Consider the following 20363-nt stretch of genomic DNA (forward strand, 5'->3'; position numbering starts at 1 on the left):
GGAACCCATTTTGCGAGGCTCCGCCTCTTCTTTCTTGACCAGAGGCAGAGCCTCTTGGAACTCGTTCCCAGTCTGAAGACTGGGAACGAGGTTAAATAAGACTTTCAGCTTTTCTTAGTGCCGCCACTACAAAAGTTGAAAAGAACGCATCAAATAAAATATCAGCTTGAGTTGTAAATTATGACTTCTGCTTTCAAGACACTCAACACTCCTAAATCAAAACTTGCTCTAGAAGTTTGGGCTGGTGTCGAGTGTACGGTTAATCGTGTGGGTGAAGAGTATTTCGATCAGTTAGAACGCAATGGCCATGCAACCCGCTTGGATGACCTAGATTTATTCGCCCAACTTGGCATACACGCTATCCGTTATCCAGTGCTTTGGGAGAGGATAGCGCCCAATGGTTTAGAGAATGCTGATTGGTCGTGGGCGGATGAACGGCTGGGACGCTTGCGCGAACTCGGCATCCGTCCGATTGTGGGGCTAGTGCATCATGGCAGTGGGCCGCGTGATACCAGCTTGGTAGATCCAGAATTTTCTGAGAAACTAGCGCTGTTTGCTCGTGCGGTTGCAGAACGCTATCCTTGGGTAACACATTACACACCCATCAACGAGCCACTGACAACAGCACGATTTAGTGGGATGTATGGTCACTGGTATCCTCACGGAAAGGACGATTTAACTTTTGCCCGTGCTTTGTTAGGAGAGTGCAAAGCGATCGCTGTTTCGATGCAGGCAATCAGAGAAGTCAATCCCAATGCCCAACTCCTACAAACTGAGGATTTGGGTAAAACTCATAGTACGCCAAAGCTGGCTTATCAAGCAGAATTTGAGAATGAACGTCGCTGGTTGAGTTTGGATTTATTATGCGGTCGAATCAACCCAACTCATCCGATGTGGAGTTACTTGCGCGACTGTGGCATCAGCGAGACTGAACTTGAAGAATTTTTGCAATATATCTGTCCACCCGACATTATCGGCATTAACCATTACCTGACAAGCGAACGCTTTTTAGATGAAAACCTAGAAAACTATCCAGCTTGGACGCATGGTGGTAATGGTCGAGATAAGTATGCAGATGTAGAGGCAGTGCGAGTTTGCGCTGAGGGTTTGGCAGGGCCGCAGACATTGCTCAAAGAGACATGGGAACGTTACAAACTACCCTTTGCTGTCACTGAAGTTCACCTGAGTTGCACCCGTGAGGAACAACTACGCTGGCTCAATGAAGTGTGGAATGCAGCTCAAGAATTACGAGACCAAGGTGCAGATATTCGTGCTGTAACTGTTTGGGCACTTTTAGGCAGCTACGATTGGAATAGTTTAGTGACTCGCTCCGCAGGATACTACGAGTCAGGCGTGTTCGATTTGCGCTCTCCCCAGCCTAGACAAACAGCGATCGCTAAGATGGTGCAGGATTTAGCCACTGGGCATAAACCCAATCATCCATTACTTGATACACCAGGATGGTGGCATCGAGAAGAGCGCCTATTATACCCAGCCGTCAGTTGTCGCATATCTCCCCCATCTCTCCCGTTTTCTTCCCCTGCTTCTCTTCGTCCCTTGGCGATCGTCGGAGCCACAGGAACTCTAGGCAAAGCTTTTGCTCGGTTGTGTGAAGTGCGAGGAATTTCATATTGTCTGCTAAGACGCCAAGATATGGATATTGCCAATCCTACTTCCGTCAATCAAGTACTTACCGAATTGCAACCGTGGGCAGTTGTGAACGCTGCCGGATACGTGCGGGTAGACGATGCCGAACGCGAACCCGATGTTTGTTTAAAGGTAAACGCTGAAGGGGCAGCGATTTTAGCTGCTGCTTGCGCTCAACATAATGTGGCGCTGCTAACTTTCTCTTCAGATTTGGTATTCGATGGTGCTGAGTCTAATCCTTATGTCGAAACTGATACCGTTGCGCCCCTCAATGTATATGGATGCAGCAAAGTTTTGGCAGAAAAGCTAGTATTACAGGCTCATCCGGCATCACTAATGATTCGCACCAGCGCATTTTTTGGCCCGTGGGATGATTACAACTTTGTGACGATCGCCCTGCGGCAACTAGCTGCTGGAAATACTTTTGTCGCAGCCGAAGATGCGATCGTTTCGCCTACTTATGTACCCGATCTTGTTCATGCCAGTCTTGATTTATTGATTGATGGCGAGAAAGGTTTGTGGCATTTGGCTAACAAAAGTGCTATAGCTTGGTCTGACTTAGCCCGATTAGCGGCGAAAAAAGCAGGTGTGAGTGTCAGCAATCTAATTGCTCTTCCTACGCAAGAACTTGGTTGGATTGCTCCCCGCCCAGCTTACAGCGTTCTCGGTAGCAATCGAGGTGAATTAATGCCACACCTTGACAGTGCAATTTCTCGCTACTTGGAAGAAAGAAATTAGTGGTCTGGTTAGCAATCTAATTTTAAGGGGAGACAAGGGGACAAGGGGGACAAGGGGGACAAGGGAGAATTATTGAACGAAGTCTCTCCCTTGTCTACCTTGTCTCTTCCCCATTCCCCATTCCCGATTCGCCATCGCAAAATTATGTCAACTATTTTAGTAACGGGAGGAGCCGGATATATTGGCTCCCATGCTGTATTAGCCCTGAAAAACGTCGGTTATGAAGTAATTGTTTTAGATAATCTGTCGAACGGACATCGAGAACTTGTAGAAGAAGTTTTACAGGTAAAATTGATTGTTGGAGATATGAGCGATCGCTCTCTTCTTGATGACATATTTTCAACTCACAATATAACTGCGGTTATGCATTTTGCTGCTTATATCGCAGTGGGTGAATCTGTCACCGATCCAGCCAAATATTACCAAAATAATGTTGCAGGCACTCTGACACTTTTAGAAGCAATGATTGCTGCATCTGTTAACAAATTTATCTTTTCTTCTACTTGCGCTCTTTATGGTGTACCAAAGTTTGTTCCTCTTACCGAAGACCATCCGCAAGATCCCATTAGTCCTTATGCTACTAGCAAGTGGATGGTAGAAAGAATTTTATCTGATTTTGATACCGCCTACAATTTAAAGTCTGTACGTTTCCGTTACTTTAACGCCGCCGGTGCTGACCCTAATGGGTTGCTGGGTGAAGACCACGAACCTGAAACTCATCTCATACCATTAGTACTACTAACTGCTTTTGGTAAGCGTGAATCTATTTTGATTTTCGGTACTGACTACCCTACCCCAGACGGGACTTGTATTCGGGATTATATTCATGTGACTGACTTGGCACAAGCCCATATTTTAGGTTTGGAATATCTGCTCAAAGGTGGAGAGAGTGAAGTATTTAATCTAGGAAATGGTAGTGGTTTTTCAGTCAGAGAAGTGATAGAAACTGCTAAAGAGATAACAGGCAAAGAAATTAAAATAGAAGAACGCGATCGCAGACCAGGGGACCCTCCTATTTTAGTTGGCAGCAGCGACAAAGCAACTAAAATATTGGGCTGGCATCCAGAGTATCCTAATTTGAACGAAATTATCGCCCATGCTTGGCAATGGCATCAACAACGACATAAATAAAGACATTTTAAAACATCCTGTAAGGCTTAGGAATTCATTCTTTCGGTACTCGTAAACCAATGGTAGAACTTGTTTAAATTAAAGAATGGCTTAAAACAAGTATCAGTTAGTATTAGTTAATGAGCGTAATCGAGTTTCAAAATTTACCTAATGCACAGCAGTGTCAAAAAAGTATACTGCCCTCTTTAGGGCTAGTTTGCATCACCTCGGACAAACAAGTGCGCTTTCGGACAATGACACGCACCCGATACTTAAAACTTTCCCTTAGCGATCGCGAAGGTGCCCTGAGCGAACTGTATCGGCATAATTTACAGCGCTTACATGATGCCCTCTCCTTTTGTCAGCAGAATCAAATTCAGCTTTATCGAATGTCTTCTAATTTATTTCCCCTAAGTGACTTAGAAGACGAAATCGGCGCAAATATATTAGAAGCAATGAGTACTGATTTAGCAGCAATTGGTCAACGAGCGAATGCATTGAACATCAGAATGGTATTGCATCCAGATCAATTTGTAGTGCTAAGTTCTGATTCTCCTGAAGTGGTACAGGCAAGTATCAATAATTTAGCAGGACATGCACGTATACTTGACTTACTGGGATTACCGCGATCGCCTTGGTCATTGATGAATATTCATGGTGGCAAATCTCAACGGGCTGAACAACTAGTAAAAGTAATTTCCGAACTACCAGAAAACATCAAAAGTCGCTTGACTTTAGAAAACGATGAATACGCCTATAGTGCCGATGAAATTTTAGCAGTATGTCAGCAAGCTGATGTGCCGATGGTATTTGATGCCCATCACCATATTTGCCACGAAAATTTGGATAGCTACGATCGTCCGAGTGTAGCATCCATGTTTTACGCAGCGCGAGAAACTTGGAAAAATCCAGATTGGCAATTAGTCCATATTTCCAATGGTGAGCAAGCTTTCAATGACCGAAAACACAGCGACTTGATTACCGATATGCCTCACGTCTACTACCAAGCACCGTGGATTGAAGTCGAAGCCAAACAAAAAGAAGAAGCGATCGCACTTTTGCGTTCTGGGTGGCTAACGAACAATAATTGTATGTAAATTTGCGATCGCTATAACTAATTGACGAACCTGTTAAAGCGATTGCAGTCCCACAAAATTCATACTAACAAGAAGAAATTATATGACACCGACCATCATTGTCCACGGTGGAGCAAAAACCATCACAGACGACAAAGTTGCAGCCAATAATGCAGGCTGTACAGCAGCAGTAGAGGCTGGTTGGGCTGTGCTAATTAGTGGGGGTACTGCCGCCGAAGCTGTGGAAGCAGCTACTCGTGTTTTGGAAGCTGACCCGACATTTAACGCTGGTCTTGGCGCAACTCTCAACAGCGACGGAGAAGTGGAGTTAGACGCGGCAATTATGGAAGGCTCTTTAAGTTGGGGAGCAGTTGCAGCAGTTCAAGGTATACGTCATCCCATCTCGGTTGCCCGAAAAATTATGGATGAAAAACCCAGGCTGCTAGTAGCGCGGGGTGGAGAACGTTTCGCCATAGATTGTGGTGCTGAAATGTGTAAAAAAGAAGACTTAATAGCCGAAGAACAATGGCAGCAGTGGAAGGAAGATCGAGAAGTTATCGATCGCCCCAACACTATAGGTTGTGTAGCTTTGGATACTAGCGGCGTCTTAGCTGCTGGTACTTCAACTGGCGGGACTACGAAGCAGCAGCAAGGTCGCGTCGGTGACACTGCGCTTGTTGGCTGTGGCTTGTACGCTGATAATAAATTCGGCGCTTGCTCAACAACAGGCGATGGCGAGTCGATTATCCCCGTGGTTTTGGCTAAAACTGCGATCGACTTTTTGAGTGGCGATCGGCATCCAGATGAAGCCGCACAAATGGCAATTGACGCTTTGGTTTCTAAGGTTAAAGGTGAAGCTGGGTGCATCCTCATAGACCGTCAAGGACGCGTTGGCTGGGCGTATAACTCATCACACATGGCTTGTGCTTATATGACCGCAGGACAAGACAAGGTGGCTGCATTTACTAAGAAATAACTCATACCAATTCGTAATTCGTAATGACGCTCCTGCATCGCTAACGTAATTCGTAATTGGTAATTTGTAATAGCCTGAGCAAGGTTAATGCTAATGTAATCCGTAATTCAGAAAGTAACATTTGATCTAGATTTTAAAGTTTGAATGTGTAGCTTTATTTTTTTAAATTGATGTTACTCATAAAAAAAAAGGAGACTTGTTTGCTATCAACAACCGCATCCCTCGATGAATGCGGTTTCTCGGAGGACTAGATGAATTCAAAATATAACTTTCAATACTTTCAAGGGAATTCTCTTTCTGACTTGTTTGCTCTTGATATCACAGATGCATCTTATGGGTTTATCCTGAATTACCCTGCAACTGCCAGTTGGGCTGCTTATCCTAACCGAAAAAAATATTTTCTTCAAGATGGCAGTAGTGAAGCCACCAAAACCTCCTTCGACAAGATTTGTCAGAAGGAACCGTGGAAAAATCTGGCTGTATTAGGCGATCGCATTCCTGGAATTGTGATTATTCCACCACCAAAATCTCTGCTTGAATACTGGCAAGAGCATTTTGGCTTCAGCGACTCCAATCGATCGATGATGGATTGCTCAACTTATTTGGATGACCTCAGCCACAGCGAACGCTTTGACAAACTGATCGCGTTATTTCCTTTTGATTGCCTAAAACCTGAAAAACACGCTGTTGATTCAGACACTCATTACCGCTTACTCAGCAAAGTAACTTTAGCCGAATTGGGGGTGCAATGTCCAAAATACGAAAGCTACAATTTACATAAAGTCAATCTCGAAGAGATTCAATTACCACAATTTCCCTACTTAATTAAAACGTCCCACGGACTCTCAGGGGAAGGCACTTATATCGTCAAAAGCCTCAACGATTTGAACTACTGCTTTGAGGAAATCAGGAAATACCTCAATATTAAGTCGCTCGATTGGATTATTGTCTCGGAGTTCGTCAAGAATGAGGTGCAGAATTACTGCGTACAGTTTTATGTCAACAAAGCGGGAGAGATAACCCTCATCGGCACTACCAGCCAACTCGTCACTCCAGAAGGTAACTATTTAGGCGGACTAATTGACTACCGCAACACTGATATGAGCAAGTTCTTTGAGATGATTGCCGCCATTGGTCAGTATGCTTACAAACAGGGTTATTTTGGCGTAATTGGGTTCGATGTGCTAGAAGATCGAGACGGACAATGTTATGCGATCGATGCCAATTTCCGAGTTAATGGATCGACTCCATTGTGCTTACAGCGTCACACCCTACTGGGACTGGGAAAGGAAGTTGCTAAATATTCTAGTAGCTACCGCATGGAAGGAACATTAGATTCAATTTTAGTCACCTTAAAACCAGAACTAGATCGCAAGGACTTAATCGTTCTGTCGGCTTTAGAAAGGGTCAAATACGGAAAAATTTACACCGAAATATATGCGATCGTCACTGGAGAAACTATCCAGGAAATGCAGCATATCGAGCAGAAATTACAGGATAAGGGATTGCGAGCGAATCCTTAAACAGGAGGCGAGACATGAAATTTCAAATAGAATGTAATACAGGCAAAATTAGCAAAAGATGTTTAATTTGTCAGCAAACCTCTCAAGCAGATGAAGCTAGGTTAATTGTATGCAATGACCAAGGCGAAAGCTATGGAGATATATGCCATCAATGTATAGCTCAGGGCGGTAATTGGGTTAAATGTCAACTCCAAAAATTCAGCCAGAAACTACTAGCTTGAAAATTATTTTAAGGATATTAAAGGTTTGTAGTAAGCGGCTGTAGCCCCTAAAATAGGGCTATAGTCGCTTACTACAAGCAAATTTAATTAATTTTACATTCAATAACATTAGGAGAATAATATAACTGAGATAACTAAATGAGTAAACTACAAATCGGTACTAGTGGTTGGGTTTATAAGCATTGGATGGATATTTTCTATCCACCACATTTGGCTAGTGACCAGCAACTATCATTTTACGCCCAACATTTTGCTACTGTAGAAATTAACTTTTCCTTTTATCGTTTGCCAGAACGGTCTGTCTTTGAAACTTGGTGTAGGCAAACACCATCTAACTTTATTTTTGCTGTTAAAGGTAGCCGCTATCTCACCCACATGAAGAAATTAAAAGATCCGATAGAGCCGCTATCTCGCCTAATGGAACGCGCATCTGGATTGCAAGAAAAGCTCGGCCCTATTTTATTTCAATTTCCTCATACTTGGCAGATTAATATTGAACGTCTTCAGCCCTTTTTAGAATTACTGCAAACTTTCCCTCAACAAAGATTTACAGTTGAATTTCGTCATTCAAGTTGGCTGATTCCACAAATTTATCAACTACTAGAAAGTGCAGGTGTAGCTCTTTGTTTACCTGTCAGCCCAACAGTTCCTCTTGATATCTGTTTGACTGCCCCTTGGACTTATATCCGTATGCACAGTGGGCAATGGAACGTAGGTTATACCGATGAAGAATTATCTACATGGGTTGAACGTATCCGTTCATTTCTAATCCAAGAAATTGACGTTTACGTGTATTTCAACAACGACCCCGATGGAAACGCTATTCGTGATGCTCAACGACTCTATAGTTTGCTGGGATGTTGTTGAAATACATAATTGAAAACTGATTATTCCACTTCTATCAGATCGGTTGACTGCTTCATTGGGAATAAGAATCGCATTAGCTGGCCTAGTGGTATAGAGCGTTGCTCCTGAACAAAAACTAAGGGTACAAGTGCAGCCATGCGTAGTAAGCCTGAGATAACAAACAACCCCAGCAAACCCGCAACACCGGACAGAGTTGCTAGAAAGCTACCGACAGTAATACCCATTGCTCCAGTGATACCAGCAATTGCAGCTGCGATCGCAAAATAACTCGACTGATGACCCAACGGTGCTATTCCCATCATCAAATTGTTGGTACACAAATCAATTGCTGCCCACGTTGCGCCAGCTAGTATGTGCAACAAGGGTAGCCAGATCCAAAAAGAAATGCGATCGCTTCCAACCAAAAGCCACAGCAGAGGTGTCACCGCCACCAAGACTCCCACTAATAGTAGTAGTGGGCGATTCCCAATTCGGTCGGCCAGTTTGCCCCACAAAAGCAGCATTAGCATATTTGCACCAGTTCCTAAGCCGTGATAAATCGTTACTACACTAATATCTATATCCAGGTTATCCAGCATATAGAGGTTAAAGAAAGGATTGCTGATGTTAACAGCAAAGCACCAAATGCTCAGGTAAAGCACAAACTTCAAAAAATTAGCATCTTTAAACAAGCTCAAATCTATTCCTTGGGGCTGTGAGTGTGATGTGTCTGAATCCCCAACTTTTAAAAGCTGCGGGTTTATATCAGTCATCCAGAACTGACAGCCCACACTGATTAGCCCTAATATGATTCCTATAACCAAGACAGTGCCATAACCTTGAAGGGTTCCACCAGGCCAAGCTGATACCGCTAAACCTAGTAGAGGCACACCAACAAGGTTAGTCAAGCCGAGAATACTATTGCGAAAGCCGAAATATCGCCCCCGTAACCGTTGAGGTACTAACACAGCTGACCACCCAAGCCAAGGCGCACGACCAAAAGCTTCGATGATATTAGCTACTAAGAGAATTGCCAATGTCAACTGTACTACTTGGTATCCAGTAATACGAGATGAAGTAACCAACCAAATCGCTGGCAGAAGAACCAACCATAGCAGCCGCGACGGGATGAAAATACACATAAAATACCAACGGAAGCTGGTACTTCGATTTACCAAATACGCTCCCAGTGGTTGGAGCAGATTCACCATCTGAGGGATGGCGGCGAGTAGACCAATTTCGGCTGCCCCAGCGCCTAACTCTAGCAAGAAATTACTGAGCAACGCGCCGCCGATGATACTATAAAGAACCGCAGCAAAGACACTTTCAAAAGTTAACGCCCTGAGACTTTGGCGAATTTCTGGCTTAGGAATTTTTAGAAACAGTTTTGGAGTTGGGAAAAGTACCGTCTCTGTTAATGCCCTATCCTCTGAGATTTCTTGAATAGGGACAGGGGGAAGAGAACTAGCTTCTACTGAAATGTCATCTTCTTGGGGCTGAACCATATTATCTAGTTAATATTTAAAGATTTAAATTGTTATAGCTCTGATTAACCAAAATTAGTAAAACTTATATATGATTTCGTCAATAAGTCTAAGGCATTGCAATTGCTTACTTGTCCAGAAGGCTATAGGACTCATATTTGATTTCTGAAAAAGCTCAGTAGAACTATGAAGCCTTCTTTCCCCTTGCAAGAGTGCCTATTGCCTATTCCCTGTCTACGCAAATCAGTATGCCTACACCACGCTCCGCGAACAGAAATCAAAGCGAATTGCTATAGTTCATAGTAAGTATTGACTATAAATTGCTTTAACAGAAATCACTAACATATAACTGCGGTTTGGCTTCTATAAAATAAGTCAGTTCTTTAACGTATTGCTTACAGATTTCGCTAGAAGCTTTCGGATAAAATAAATTTAGCAGTTAATTAATATTCTCCAAATATAAAATAATAGGATTTTTTCAAAATCATTCTTGAGAATTAATACCTTTATATAGAAATCCTAAGATTTAGCTTCTACTAGTACACATAGATAGAAATCATGCTGCATTTATATAGCTAATAGTTGAATTTAAATTGAACTTCTTTAAGTCACGTTCTTAAATGATGTATAGAAAAAATTTACCAGATATGCTATTTATAGCAGTTTCCAGCCAGATAAGGTATAGAAAAAATAATTAACTACAGATGAAAATATATCCTTGTAGGGGTTCATATCTGTGCGCTCCTACCCATATACCTCATTCAAAGGAGAATAGCTATATCTTATGTCTATTTAACCTCCTCACCCCAGCGATGCTAAATATCTAATCTATAACCAATTACATAAGTCTTGATAAAATTATTTCACCGGAAATTTCTATCGTGAGGTATGACTGCTTATCCTTATAAATGTGCCAGGATCGCAACATTAGTCAAATTTTTTTATGGCACAGACAGAAATTAACGACATATCGGCAGATAGCTCCTTAGTCGATCCAGAAAAAGACCTTTTAGGACATGCGAACTTTGCCAAGTATTTAGCGGAAAGTATTTGCAGAATGACCTATCCTGAAGGTTTCGTTATTGCAGTTTACGGTTCTTGGAACTCTGGCAAATCTACACTATTAAACTTTGTAGTTCACTATCTTCAGCAAAAGCCAGAGGAGGAGAAACCAATCATCGTTCCTTTTAATCCCTGGTTATTCTCTGGACACCAAAATATTACAAGGCGCTTTTTTGATCAATTAAAAAATGTTTTAAGCCAACAGTCATCTGTGCCAAAAGGCTTGAGAGAGAGAGTAGCTGATTTTGCCGCTGTTATTTCAGACATTCCTTTACCTTATGCTCAAACAGGCAAAGCATTAGCGGCATTATTGGATGAGAAGGACAAGGAAGCTGGTGAATTAAAAGAAGAAGTAGAAAACACATTAGTACAGCAACAACGGCGAATAGTTGTAACAATTGACGATATCGATCGGTTGGCTGCGGAAGATATTAAGCAGTTATTTCGTATTTTCAAAGCAATGCGGAATTTTACTAATCTTGTCTATCTTATGGTTTTTGATAAAGAAGTTGTAATCAGAAAAATTGCAGATACTAAAGAAATATCTGAAGAAGCATATTTAGAAAAGATTATTCAAGTTAGTTTTGAGTTACCTAATCCTGATAAAATCTCGCTTCGGAGGCTGCTTTTTGAAAAGCTGAATTATATATTTTATCAAACACCAAAACAACAAATTAACCAAACTCGCTGGGGTGATATTTACTTTCAAGGAATAGAACATTTTCTTACTAGTATCCGCGATATTACTCGTTTTATTAACACTTTAACAGTGACGTATCCAGCAGTAAAAGATGAAGTAAACCCTGTTGATTTCCTTGCCATTGAGTCTTTGCGAGTCTTTTGCCCAAAAATTTATAGTATAATCCATCAAAATCCTCATATTTTTGTAGGAGAGGTAAAGCTTTCAATAGACGAACTCAAGAATCTTCTGAATACCTGGATTGCTCAACTGCGAGATGAAGACAAGCAGCCTATTAAAAACCTGCTAATGCACCTTTTTCCTAAGTTAAAATTCATTATGGATAATACTTCTCTAGATGAAAAGCAATTGGAATGGCGCGAACAGCTACGTGTGTGTAGTTTAGAAATATTTCCTATTTACTTTCGTCTGTCGTTATCAGCAAGTGAATTGTCTAATATTCAGATAAAAATTATCCTTGGTTTGGTGGAAAATACAGAAAAACTTAGAAATTATCTGATAAAACTTGCTAAACAAAAACTTCCAAATGGCACAACGCAAGCCAGGGTGTTCATAGAAAATCTAGAAAATTCCACCGAAGAAATTCCTGTGAATTACATCCCTTCAGTTGTAGAAGCTTTGTTTGATCTCAGCGAGCAATTATTATCTCAAGATGATGAATCTCATAGCATTCTTGCTTTTAGCAATGAAGTTATTATTAGTCGTTGTATCTCGCAACTCTTGCGTCAAATCAATGAAATATCCCGGTTTGAGTTGCTCAAAAAAGTAATTATCCAAGGGAAAGCGTTACCAATAATTAATCATGAAATTGCAATACTAAAAGAGCAACAAAGTCAATATGGTACAGATAAATCTAATTATGAAGAAAAATGGCTTGTGAACGCACAGCACCTCAAAGAACTAGAAGAAATAACTAGAAAAATATAGGTAAAAACTGATACCATCTATCAAAAATATAAAATCTGGATTTATTTATAGTGTTTCTTGGTTGGGTACAACATAGTAACAAAAGTGGGTTAAAAATAAATTTCATTCTTGGCGATCAAAATACTACTACTAGATATATAAATATTCTATAACCCACGAAAGATTTAGATATCTGCAACACTTTCTAATATCAGGGAATATACTTTACTTACCACATTGCAGTCATGGAATCGTATGACGTTGTAATTATTGGCGCTGGTCATAATGGCTTAGTTTGTGCTGGCTACCTGCTAAAAGCTGGTTACAGCGTCCTGTTATTAGAAGGGCGATCGCTCCCTGGTGGCGGTTCTACAACTGAAGAACTTATGCCTGATGAAGCACCTGGTTTTAAATTTAGTCCTTGCGCGATTAACCATCTGTTTATTTTCTTAGGGCCAGTCATCCAAGAGTTGGAACTGCATAAGTACGGCTTGGAATATCTTAGCTGCGATCCAGTTGCCTTTTGCCCTCATCCAGATGGGAAGTATTTCTTAGCTCACAAATCGGTGGAAAAAACTTGTGCCGAAATTGCCCGTTACAGTCAGCGTGATGCTGAAAAATACGCTGAATATGCCGATTTTTGGCAGCGCTTTATCACAGGAATTGCTCCTTTCTTCAATGCACCACCCAAATCAATTGTTGATATTGCTGGTAATTACAATCTCAATAGTCTGCAAGACTTATTTTCCCTTCTAGGTGGCTCTAACACAACCCTTGATTTACTCCGTACCTTACTCAGCAGTGCCACAGATAATATTAACGAGTACTTCGATTCTGAGTTTGTCAAAGCACCTCTGGCTAGACTCTCAGCCGAACTAAGTTCCCCTCCCTCACAAAAAGCTATGTCCTTTGGGGCGATGATGATGATGTTGCGTCATAATCCCGGTATGGCAAGACCGCGTGGTGGTAGTGGTGGACTTGTGGAAGCTTTGGTGAAAATGGTAAAAGCTGAAGGTGGTACGATTCTCACCGACCAAAAGGTAGAAAAAGTATTGGTAGATAATGGTAAAGCAGTTGGTGTGCGGGTTGCTGGTGGCAAAGAATATCGTGCTAACAAAGGTGTAATTTCAAGTATTGATGCCAAGCGCTTATTCTTGCAACTAATGGATAGTAGCGATGTCGATAATAGCGATTGCAACTTGCGCGAAAGGTTAGACCGCCGCATCGTCAACAACAATGAAACCATCCTCAAAATTGATTGTGCTTTATCTGAACCGTTGCGCTTTGTCCACCACAATCATCAAGATAATTATCTAATGGGTTCTATTCTGATTGCTGATTCCGTCAATCATGTAGAACAAGCTCATAGTCTGATTACTCTGGGTAAAATTCCTGATGAAGACCCATCGATGTATGTGGTAATGCCTACCGGACTCGATCCATCGATGGCACCAGAAGGCAAGCATACATTATGGATAGAGTTTTTTGCACCTTATCAAATTGCTGGTGCAGACGGTACAGGTTTAAAAGGTACGGGTTGGACGGATGAACTGAAAAACAAAGTTGCAGACAAAGTGATTAATAAACTGGCGCAATATTCGCCCAATCTGCAACATTCAATCATCGCCCGTCATGTGGAAAGTCCGGCTGAGTTGGGAGAACGGCTAGGGAGTTACAAAGGTAATTATTACCACATTGATATGACCTTAGAACAAATGCTTTGCTTCCGTCCGTTGCCGGAATTAGCTAACTACAAAACACCAATTGATAACTTGTATCTTACTGGTGCTGGAACTCATCCGGGTGGTTCAATTTCCGGTTTGCCGGGACGTAACTGTGCGCGTGTGTTTTTGCATAATGAGCAACCCATCGCCCAGAAAATCAAGGAAGCCGGAGGTTCCATCAAATCTGCTCTTACATCTGTCTTAAGGAGTGAATCAGACTAAGAGACTGTTTATAAAAAAAGTAAATAGCATTAGGAGATTGCGTCATTTGAAAGTTGATTATGAAGTATTTAAACGGCTACAAATGATGTTTGGTAAGCTTTTTGGAAAAAGTTGCTAATGCTTTTTAGTCGAAACTATCAAAAGTCTAGACAATGCCCTGAGATACTTCCCGTGACGCTTTTAGATTCCCCAATAGACAGAGAACTGCAACCGTAATAGTAACTAAGATGTGGGTGTAGTAGAGTTATTCAGGAATATTTGCAATGGCAGCTGAAACTAACAAAGTGGTTGAATTATCTACTGAAGCTAAAGCCTATAATGGTGTCGATCGCAATGCTTGGATTTTTGGATGGAATCCGCAACAAGAGTTGTGGAATGGGCGTTTAGCGATGATTGGCTTTATTTCTTACGTACTTTGGGATTTAGCTGGCTATAGTTTAGTGCGTGACGTACTCCACTTGGTTCGCTAATTCTTCACTGATGATTTATCCCCCCTTGGGGAAATAATTCAATAAATAACAATTTAGGAGCGTTGTAATAAACTTACTCGTGAATTATAGTCTAATGCCGAGGCTATATATGGAGGCACGAATACAATAATCTAAAGGAGAAAAATATGATAACTAAAAACACAATACATGCATTAGGAGTATTTGCGAATTCTCAAGAAATAGAGCAGGCAATTAATGAATTGAAAACTGCAAATTTTCCTATGGAAAAAGTTTCTGTTATTGCTAAAGATGTAGAGCAAGGTGAAAACTTAGGTGAGGCGCAGATAAGCGATCGCATTGGCGATCGAGATGTCGATACAACTGGAGCCGTAGGAGATACGCTGACAGCAACTACTTGGGGTAGCGCGTTACTTGGTTTGAGTAGTTTGGCACTTCCCGGTTTAGGAGCTGTGCTAGCAGCAGGTTCCGTAGGTGTAGCATTGGTTAGTAGCGTCGCAGGTGTTGCTGTCGGAGCCGCAGCAAATCAGAATTTACTGAAGGCATTAGGTGATTTAGGCATACCCGAAGACAGAGCCAGAGTTTATAGCGATCGCCTCCAGCAGAGTTATTATTTGCTCATATTAGAAGGCTCAGAAGAAGAAATTCATCGCGTTGAACCCATATTACGCGATCGGGGTATTGAATATTGGGGCGTTTATGATTCCCCGCAGGCTTCAAATGGTGGGGGAAATTAGCGCTTTTTTCAAACAAAATGTTTCTCACAAATGTTGCTATATCTGTGCATTGAATCCAGAATTTTTCACAAATTCCTATAACGGTTCTTGTGCGGATTATCTTAGAAAAAAGAACGGAGTAAACCTGATGGATACACAGCAGCATACCTGTGACGACCACCTGCTGAAAACTTTTGTAGTATTTTGATCGAGAATTTGCACAGAAGTTTCGTTCAGAATATGTCCAGGTAATTCAAGGAAAATTCATGAATTAACGTGAGTTCGACGAGTGCTATTTTGACCTCTCCCTCAGCCCCTCTCCTGGTAGGAGAGGGGAGCAAAAGTCAGTTTTAATTATATCTAGTTATTTCTACCTTTTTTGTTAATCCTAAAGTTAGATGTAATTTTTCTGATTAAAGGCAAAATTGTAATAAATAATTAAACAGGATAAAATCATGAAAACTGACAACGTAAGCAATTCTAACAACACCGAACGAACAACACTTGAAGGTGGAAGTAAAGAAGCTCTAAATCAAAAAACCTCTATCCAATTTCTACTTAGCATAACTTTGGGAGTATTAACAATTGTTCTAGTTGCTGCAAGTGCTTATTACGGACTTATTCGGTTTTAATCTGATTTATTAAAGTAGGAAGTTTTGGTTTTTTTGAGCGCATTGAATCTTTCAAATATAACAAGATCCTCAGCAAAATGTATGGTGGTGCTTTTAGTTTATCAAAAGCCCTTATTGGGGTAAAAGCACTGCCATACTTTTCTTATGATGGAGGAGCAGTTCTAGTTTTGGCAAATAAGCTGTTCCACAAATAACCTTGCATATATTGGGCGGGCGAGACGCCCACCCCACAATAAATGTACAATTTAAGATTATGCAAACTAGATGTGGTTTAGCTTAAAACAGCAGTAAGTAGGTGGACACAATTATTTATAAGACGCATTTCGACTCCGCTCAATGCTCAGTAGCCCGACTAAAAGAGGGTTGAGTTTCGACTACGCTCAACTTCCGCGTAGTCGAAACTCAACTTCCGCGCAGTCGAAACCCGGTAATTTCAAGTTAGGTTTAATTTAGTCCTTCTACTTAGAACGCTATCAACTCAATCCCATAGCACGGTTAATTGGCGGAGTATGGATTGGAGGAGAAGCTTGGCGGTTCTCTGAAGTTCCTATTTTTGGTAGCGAACAAGCTTTTAAACAAACTCAAAATGAAAACCTACGATTGGATTGTAAAAAACTTACCTATTGAGGGATGTTGAAGTTTATAATGTACAACAGAATAGAAATATAATCTAGTAGCGATCGATTGAAGAAACGCTTAAGCCTTGAAATTAGAGATTTAAAAATAACCTTTTTATAAGTAGGAGTATTGATGAGTTTACCAGTTAAAGAAATTGTGTTAATGCCAGGAGAAGGTAATCATCTAACTACTGGTAATAGCGAAATAACATTTAAAGTAGTTGGTACAGATACTCATGGTCATTTGGGATTGTTTGAAAACTTAATACAACCAGGTGGAACTGCCCCGGTACTGCATCTTCATCGGCAAATGGAAGAAATGTTTTATGTATTAGAAGGAGAAGTAGAAATTCAAGTTGGTAATCAGATAGTGCAGGGGCAACCAGGGGCATTTGTATTAGTTCCACGTAATACGCCTCATACATTCGCTAATCGAGGAACTGTGCCTGCAAAATTATTAATCATGTTTTGTCCAGCAGGAGAACGCGAAAAGTATTTTGAAGGGTTAGCCGAACTGCTCAAGGAAGGACAGACTCAAGACCGAGATGCTCTTGTAGAATTGATGCGAAAATTCGATCAGGAGCCAGTAGAAATTTAATTCTTGACGGTGTTGGTTGAAAGTATCAACCGAAAAGTATCAACTGAGGAAGAACAACACTCAATACGGTTCGGTTAAAGGGGAAAGGTATTGGTTTTGAATATCTTAATGGCATTCGTGTCTTATATGTGCAGCCTGAACGAGAGCTAGAAAAAGTCTTTGATTACTGGGATCGAGAATTGAATGGCACTAAGAAAAGCCCAAAAGCTTGTTTAGACTCGTTCCCAGCCTCCAGGTTGGGAATGTATTCAAAGAGGTTCTACCTCTTGTCAAGCTATGGAGGCGGAGCCTCCCAGAATGAGTTCCCAGCCTGGAGGCTGGGAACCAGTCAACACTCAATACGGTTCGGTTAAAGGGGAAAGAGGAAAGGGGAAAGGGAAAAGGAAAAGGTATTGGTTTTGAATATCTTAGTGGCAATGTGCAGCCTGAACGAGAGCTAGAAAAAGTCTTTGATTACTGGGATCGAGAATTGAAAGCTCAGGATGCCATTGTACACCAATTGCCCAAGGATGATGTTCGTGCTCCACAGCTTCAATGACTCCATCATCCCAGGCATGAGCAACAACCCGCCAACCAGGGGGTACTTTATCTACTGCTTGATGATGCCAAGAAACTACAGATATGCGAGAATTCTGTAAACACTCAGCTAAAAGGCTCTCTCCATCTATCCTGACAAGATGTTCTGTATGTAAACGTCGTCCCGGTTCCGGCTCTAGACGATGTAATGCAGATGTACCGTAAACATCTGGAATGTGAGGAATTAGAGTGCCTCCACTGGCAACGATAAGAATTTGTAAACCCCGACAAATACCTAATATCGGCAGATGACGTTCAAGAGCTAACTTGCCAAGCTGCAATTCAAAAGCATCACGTTCGCGATCGACAGAATAAATAGTCGGATGAGCAAAACCATTGTAGCAAGCAGGATGAATATCTCCACCACCAGAGATGATTAAACCATCCAAAGAATCTAGAAGTATTCCAAGTTCAATTTCTCCTGGTGGTAATAATATGGGAATGCCACCTGCTTTACGGACTGCATCTATATATTCGCTTGGCAGAGAAAATGGTAATGCTGCAAGGCGACCATAAGTTGTAATCCCAATCAATGGTTTTCGAGATTTTCTACTCATCATTCCTCAAATAAACGATCGCCTTTATGTAAACGATAAGCGATTTGATAGGTTTGTGCTTGCGATCGCATTGTGGGAGAATGGGCTGCTAAATACCGAGCAGCAGCAACTAATACATGAACCCCAGCAGGAGTGTCACCTAATAGGGAATACTGACAAAAAGCGGCTTCTATTTCTTGAATAACATGAAAATCACGGTTTTCTCTGAGCATCATTTTCCCTAGCATCGCCATCAGTCTTTTAGGTTTGCCACCACTATATAAATAATTAGCCACTAATTGACCTGTTTGGTTAACTTGCTGTTGACGATTTAATAAATCGGGTAGCTGCTGGAGTAATTCTTCGGGATTTGGAACGGAGTCTTTGGGTTCTGGAAGTCGTGCTGGTGGTACATTCAAAAAACGATTCAAATAAACACTCATTGCCGCATCAAACACACCTCTAAGTAATTCCACTGTTGGCACTCGTCGTAAGCCTTGATGCACAGCGTTAGCAAAAGTAAATGGATGATGTGCGGAATTCCAATCTCCAAAGTCATTGTTAGTATTAAAACGAGCTACACGCAATGCTGCCGTATAAGTAACTACACTTGCTAATTGTTCTTCTGTACAACCAGCTTGTAGGGCATTCAGTAGCGAGTCGGCGATCGCTTGTGGGTCTTCACCTAATAAGATTGGTATTAATTGCTCCGAGTTTGCCCAAGTTCCTCGTTGAGATTTTCCCGCATTTAAAACAGTGGGTAATTGCTCAAAAGCCGACTCTAATATTGCCACCAAATCTACAGGATAGCGCCAGGAATTAGATTCTTCCATCCGAGATGCACTAGCTAAACCCGAAACTAAGCTAGGTAGAACAGATTCTGCTGCTTGCCAACCAACAACATCAAGTGCTTCCAGTGCTTTGTTAATAAAATCAAGGGTATGCCCAATGTCGAGATAACGATGATCTGTAGCCGATGAAAACAGCATATCCGCAACTTGCTCTAAATTAGCCCCTGAGCGAATCGCAGATACCAGACATCTTTGTGCGGCTTCACCATCCCGTACCTCAATAAACTGGCAAAACCAGCTTTTAAGAGTCGGAAAATCAACTGTAGAGTTAGGCAATGGCTGAACGACAAACAGAGGCGGCGCGCCTGCACTATCATTAGCGACTGCCGAAAGTCCGTGAAATAAAGCACGAGGTTTGTCTTCCTCATCCAGATAAGGTAAGAGATTGATCGTGCAGGTATGGATAGTTAAACCTGTACTCCAACCTGTTTTGTTGTAACGAGTGCCAAATTGTAGCCCGATTTGAAATGGTTCAGCCGGATTTACTCCTATATCTAACAGTGCGATCGTTGATTTGGCAATCACTAAGGAAATACTCTGCTCTAAACCATCTTCAAGGCGTTGGCGGTGGTGGGCATGAGGATTAACTGGCGGTGCTAAATTTACCCAAACTTCACCATCACGGATTTCTACAGGAAACGCCGGCACATCATCTGCCCAAGAGTCGAAGGTTCCACCACTAGCTAGATCGAAACGGGCATAATGCCAAGGGCAGGTAACAATACCATCTTTGCAAGTGCTACCTTGTAGGGGAAAACCCATGTGGGGACAACGGTTATCAATTGCATAAACTTTATTGTCTGAGTAAAATAAGACGATAGTATGCTTTTCTTTGCGGATTAACAAACTGCCTGCTGCCTGAACATCTGTAAGTTGAGCAACACGGGTATAATTGTCTTTCTTGGTGGTTTCTTTAAATATTTGAGTCATTTAATTTACAGACAAAATATCAAAAGCCTTGCTTCTACTCTGACAAATTTTTTCTTTTTTCGACCATTTGTACAATACTAATTTTTGTTAATATACTCGAAGCTACTGAGTACTACTGCGACTACAAAGCGTATGACCGAATCTTGGCTGCTGATGTCGAAGGTTGTCAGGTTTATTACTTAACTGACAAAATTAGCTGTGTTTCGCTGCACTAATATATACT

General features: G+C 41.4%; 16 protein-coding genes. 13 read left to right on the forward strand and 3 right to left on the reverse strand.

Going from position 1 to position 20363, the window contains the following annotated elements; all coding sequences use genetic code 11:
- The first annotated feature begins 180 nt into the window (after positions 1 to 180).
- The 7 genes from ACR5KR_RS17905 (at position 181) to ACR5KR_RS17935 (ending at position 8158) form a co-directional block, all read left to right on the forward strand.
- Positions 181 to 2385, forward strand: a complete 2205-nt coding sequence (locus ACR5KR_RS17905) for a family 1 glycosylhydrolase (protein ID WP_448267411.1) — start codon at positions 181 to 183, stop codon at positions 2383 to 2385.
- A gap of 144 nt (positions 2386 to 2529) precedes the next feature.
- Entirely contained in the window at positions 2530 to 3516 is a 987-nt protein-coding gene (gene galE / locus ACR5KR_RS17910) for a UDP-glucose 4-epimerase GalE (protein WP_448267412.1), read from the forward strand.
- A 119-nt stretch (positions 3517 to 3635) separates the two neighbouring features.
- Positions 3636 to 4592 (forward strand): UV DNA damage repair endonuclease UvsE, encoded by a 957-nt coding sequence (gene uvsE / locus ACR5KR_RS17915; protein ID WP_448267413.1) that lies wholly within the window; start codon positions 3636 to 3638, stop codon positions 4590 to 4592.
- Between the two features lie 82 nt (positions 4593 to 4674).
- A complete protein-coding gene (locus ACR5KR_RS17920; protein ID WP_448267414.1) occupies positions 4675 to 5547 on the forward strand; it encodes an isoaspartyl peptidase/L-asparaginase family protein in 873 nt (290 codons plus the stop codon).
- Positions 5548 to 5798: 251 nt separating this feature from the next.
- Positions 5799 to 7070 (forward strand): ATP-grasp domain-containing protein, encoded by a 1272-nt coding sequence (locus ACR5KR_RS17925; RefSeq protein ID WP_448267415.1) that lies wholly within the window; start codon positions 5799 to 5801, stop codon positions 7068 to 7070.
- A gap of 14 nt (positions 7071 to 7084) precedes the next feature.
- Positions 7085 to 7291: a hypothetical protein gene (locus ACR5KR_RS17930; protein WP_445631185.1), complete on the forward strand. Its 207-nt coding sequence runs from the start codon at positions 7085 to 7087 to the stop codon at positions 7289 to 7291.
- 138 nt (positions 7292 to 7429) lie between these two features.
- Positions 7430 to 8158 (forward strand): DUF72 domain-containing protein, encoded by a 729-nt coding sequence (locus ACR5KR_RS17935; protein WP_448267416.1) that lies wholly within the window; start codon positions 7430 to 7432, stop codon positions 8156 to 8158.
- 20 nt (positions 8159 to 8178) lie between these two features.
- Here ACR5KR_RS17935 and ACR5KR_RS17940 read toward each other — a convergent pair whose 3' ends face one another.
- The gene (locus tag ACR5KR_RS17940) at positions 8179 to 9642 is read right to left on the reverse strand and encodes an MFS transporter (RefSeq protein WP_445631183.1); all 1464 of its coding nucleotides are present in this window, start codon (positions 9640 to 9642) and stop codon (positions 8179 to 8181) included.
- A gap of 922 nt (positions 9643 to 10564) precedes the next feature.
- Here ACR5KR_RS17940 and ACR5KR_RS17945 point away from each other — a divergent pair.
- From ACR5KR_RS17945 to ACR5KR_RS17970, 6 genes are all read left to right on the forward strand, one after another.
- Positions 10565 to 12310, forward strand: a complete 1746-nt coding sequence (locus ACR5KR_RS17945; protein ID WP_445631182.1) for a KAP family NTPase — start codon at positions 10565 to 10567, stop codon at positions 12308 to 12310.
- Between the two features lie 224 nt (positions 12311 to 12534).
- Entirely contained in the window at positions 12535 to 14235 is a 1701-nt protein-coding gene (gene crtO, locus ACR5KR_RS17950; protein ID WP_448267418.1) for a beta-carotene ketolase CrtO, read from the forward strand.
- Between the two features lie 263 nt (positions 14236 to 14498).
- The gene (locus ACR5KR_RS17955) at positions 14499 to 14705 is read left to right on the forward strand and encodes a high light inducible protein (RefSeq protein ID WP_445631180.1); all 207 of its coding nucleotides are present in this window, start codon (positions 14499 to 14501) and stop codon (positions 14703 to 14705) included.
- Positions 14706 to 14851: 146 nt separating this feature from the next.
- Positions 14852 to 15421 (forward strand): hypothetical protein, encoded by a 570-nt coding sequence (locus ACR5KR_RS17960; protein WP_448267419.1) that lies wholly within the window; start codon positions 14852 to 14854, stop codon positions 15419 to 15421.
- A gap of 434 nt (positions 15422 to 15855) precedes the next feature.
- Complete coding sequence (locus ACR5KR_RS17965) at positions 15856 to 16032, forward strand: hypothetical protein (protein WP_448267420.1); 177 nt, start codon at positions 15856 to 15858, stop codon at positions 16030 to 16032.
- A 750-nt stretch (positions 16033 to 16782) separates the two neighbouring features.
- Positions 16783 to 17247 carry a cupin domain-containing protein gene (locus tag ACR5KR_RS17970; protein ID WP_448267421.1) on the forward strand — a complete coding sequence of 155 codons (465 nt, stop codon included), beginning with the start codon at positions 16783 to 16785 and terminating at the stop codon, positions 17245 to 17247.
- A gap of 407 nt (positions 17248 to 17654) precedes the next feature.
- Here ACR5KR_RS17970 and ACR5KR_RS17975 read toward each other — a convergent pair whose 3' ends face one another.
- Both ACR5KR_RS17975 and ACR5KR_RS17980 read right to left on the reverse strand, forming a co-directional pair.
- Positions 17655 to 18380 carry a gamma-glutamyl-gamma-aminobutyrate hydrolase family protein gene (locus tag ACR5KR_RS17975; protein WP_448267422.1) on the reverse strand — a complete coding sequence of 242 codons (726 nt, stop codon included), beginning with the start codon at positions 18378 to 18380 and terminating at the stop codon, positions 17655 to 17657.
- Positions 18380 to 20140: a Rieske (2Fe-2S) protein gene (locus tag ACR5KR_RS17980; protein WP_448267423.1), complete on the reverse strand. Its 1761-nt coding sequence runs from the start codon at positions 20138 to 20140 to the stop codon at positions 18380 to 18382. The genes ACR5KR_RS17975 and ACR5KR_RS17980 overlap by 1 nt, the downstream gene beginning before the upstream one ends.
- Between the last annotated feature and the right edge of the window lie 223 nt (positions 20141 to 20363).

This window comes from Nostoc sp. DSM 114159 (assembly GCF_053470285.1).